A 2,979-nucleotide genomic window follows, 5' to 3' on the forward strand; every position below is an offset into this window, starting at 1 on the left:
GCGCGGGGCATGGGCTACCACCGCCCCCGCAGGATGATGGGCCGCACGGCCACGGGGCCGGGGCGGCGGGGCCTGCCGGACTGTTCGGCCAGCAGCTTGTTGCGCTCCGCGTCCAGGTAGGCCAGCTGGTCCTGGATGTCTTGCAGCGAGTAGTGAGAGACGGACTGGCCGCCCACGGAATAGCTGCGACCAGAGGCCACGGCTTTCATGGCCTCTTTCCAATCCGCGATCAGCGCGTCCAACTCGGTGATGGTCCAGACAGACATGCCCGCAACCTACGGGGGTGCGGGCATGCTTGTCGTGGACGTGGTGGACGTAGTGGACGTGGTGGACGAAATGTTGAGAAAATGGGGTGGGGTTTCTCATTCGGTGGGGGTTGCATCCTCCACCGGAACCAGCCGGATGCCACCGCCTGGGTGCTGCACGCCCACCCACCACCGGCCAGCAGGATCTCGCAGGGGTGCATCCGTGATCACGTGGGTCAAGTCGTGCATCATCCGGCCAAAGCGGATGCGCCCGTTGGGCACGCGCACGCGGGTACCGCGCGGCAGCTGGGGCGGCGGATCCGGTGCGTCACCCTGCCCTATCAGCCTGGCCACACCCTCGCCTATGTCCGCCGCAGAGTGGTAGCCCTCCATCCAGCAGCCGCCCGCGCGCACGCGGAACAGGTGGGGTTGCCCGTCCGTCCACAGCTCCGCCGGGAACAGCTCCCACTTGTGCGGCGTGCTTGCCTTGGTTTTAAGGCAAATCGACGCGCAGGATTTGCGTTTTTCAGACATGATTTTGCCTCGAATTTGAGGCAACGACTTCCGCCCCTTCGGTCCCTCCTCGCGCCATGAAGGCCAGCGCATCTGCCTCGCGCACGCGGATGCCCTTGACCCTGCCGTTGCGGTGAGACGGCAAGTCGCCGGAATTGATAAGGTTGTAGAACTGGCTGCGGCTGCACCCCAGCAGGGCACAGGTTTGTCTCCAGTTGAGCGTGCGTTCCGTGGTCGTGATCATCTAGCGGCCTCCTCCGAACCAGTTGGGGCGAGCAGCGGGGTGATGGGCTGGGGGCGGCGCTGGGCGCGCCTGCTGGGGGGGCTGTTTCGGCTGGGCGGCCTCCTCGTCGGGGCGCGCCCACTTGCTGATGTTCAGGGCATGGGCACCGGCCAGGGCCAGCACCTCGCAGTCCCAGAAGTGGTTGGCCACGCCGTCGGGGCACTTCCACGCCTGTTCGTCTTCGTCATAGTATTCGGCCACCATTTCGCGCGCGTACTCCACGGGAGTTCCGTGGTGCAGATGGAACGCGCCGGGGTCTTCCGGGGCGATGGCCAACCTGGCCGACAGATCGTTCTTGAAGAAGGTGGTGTCCACCTTGGCAAGGCGGATGCCGCCGGGGATGCGCTTTGTGGTTCCTGGGTAGTATTCCTGCGGGGCGTAGATGATGGGCGCGGCCTGGCTGCGCTTGCCTTGGGTAGGCAGGATGCGCCCCTTGTTCTTGGCGGCGAAGGCGTACACCTGCTTGGTCAGTCGCCCCATGGCGTCCTGCATGGCGAGGCGCACGCGGTATTCGTTGCCTTGGCTGTCGCGGTACACGCTTCGCCACAGCACCTCGCGCAGGGCACCCAAGGTGGGCACGGTTCCGCACTGCACCAGCCAGCTTTCCTCCTCCTCTCCCCAGCCGAAGGCGCGGATGACATAGCGGTAGTACGCCTTGTCTTCTGTCGAGCCCTGGGTGTCGATGCCCGCAACCAGCGCGGCCACGCGGGGAACACCGGGCGATTCCGGCAGGGGGCCGGGCACAACGCCGCGCGGGCGATCGTCCGCCAGGGCGAGGATACCGTCTTCCTTGCGTTCTGCTCGGTGGTACACCCACGCCTCGCCTTTGAAGCGGTTGCAGAAATCCTTAAACAGTTCCAATGCTTTTTCCGTCCCCTTGACCGCATTCCAGCGCAGGAAGGCGGCGGCCACCTCCGACAGCGAGACGAAGTAGGACAACCACGAGGGGACGTGGAACCCTATCTTGGCGGGCTTGTACGTGCCCAGATGCGCGAACAGCTCCAGCCCGGTGGACCGTTCCCGCCACTGGCCCATGCGCACGGCGCGGTCACGCTCGCCGTCGCTCCAGACGGTGCCGCAATGCTCGTTCTCGCACTGGTACCAAGCCAGCCGCTGGGACTGCACCTTTTCCGCGTCCCGCTCGCCCTTGGGCCAGCGGATGCCGTCAAAGGTCATAAGCTGTTCGCGCAGGCAGTGCGGGCAGACGACGTGGTAGTCGAATACGGCCTGCGCTTCCTTGCGCATGGCCACGGTAATGGCGCCGTTGACGTCGGTGGGCGTGGATATTTCCCAGATGCGGCGACGGCGCGGATAGGTGGTGGTGCGGGCCTCCGCCAGCTTCTGGGGCGTCGTCTCGGTTTTGTGCTTGGGGTACTTGTTGGATTCGTCGAGCACCACGTAACAGGCGGGCTTGTTGCCCAGACGGCTGACGGACCCTGCCCACGCCATGTGGATAGTCATGTGCGCCAGGTCCACCCGGAGCGACGACTTGGTGTCCGTGGAGCCGCGCAGGTACGACCGCAGCCGGGGGCTGCTGTCCAGCATCGGGATGATGCGGTCCTTGGCGTTGTCGCGCGCGGTCAGCTCGTCGGGGTAGACGTAGATGACCGGCGCGGGGGCGCGGTCGATGGCGTAGCCGATGCAGTTGTGGATGGCCTCGGAAAGCCCCGTCTGCGGCGACTTTTCGATGATGATCTTTTCCACGCCGGGGTAGAACGAGGCATCCATGATGCCCTTGCTGTACGGCGTGATCTCGTTGTGCCACCGGCCAGGGATGGACGATTCGGTGAGCACGCGGTGCTTTTCCGCCCACTTGCTGACCGGCATGGGCGCGCGGCGCCGCAACACGGCCCGCTCCCCGCGAGAGAACGTCAGCCGCCACTTCCCGCCCGTCAGGGCCAGCCGCGCGGCCACGCGCGCCCGCATCGCCGGGGCCAT

General features: G+C 66.1%; 4 protein-coding genes. All 4 read right to left on the reverse strand.

What is annotated here, in order from left to right; genetic code table 11:
- Positions 1–14: 14 nt before the first annotated feature.
- Positions 15–266, reverse strand: a complete 252-nt coding sequence (locus FVW20_RS11200; protein ID WP_231039048.1) for a DUF6148 family protein — start codon at positions 264–266, stop codon at positions 15–17.
- A gap of 96 nt (positions 267–362) precedes the next feature.
- Positions 363–779, reverse strand: coding sequence for a hypothetical protein (locus FVW20_RS11205; RefSeq protein WP_196609645.1), 417 nt, complete (start codon positions 777–779; stop codon positions 363–365).
- On the reverse strand, positions 772–1,002 hold the full coding sequence (locus FVW20_RS11210) for a helix-turn-helix transcriptional regulator (protein WP_196609646.1): 231 nt from the start codon (positions 1,000–1,002) through the stop codon (positions 772–774). Before FVW20_RS11210 ends, FVW20_RS11205 begins: the two co-directional genes overlap by 8 nt.
- Positions 1,003–2,979 (reverse strand): terminase gpA endonuclease subunit, encoded by a 1,977-nt coding sequence (locus FVW20_RS11215; protein ID WP_231039049.1) that lies wholly within the window; start codon positions 2,977–2,979, stop codon positions 1,003–1,005.

The organism is Nitratidesulfovibrio oxamicus, from assembly GCF_015731765.1.
GTDB classification, from domain to species: Bacteria; Desulfobacterota; Desulfovibrionia; order Desulfovibrionales; family Desulfovibrionaceae; genus Cupidesulfovibrio; species Cupidesulfovibrio oxamicus.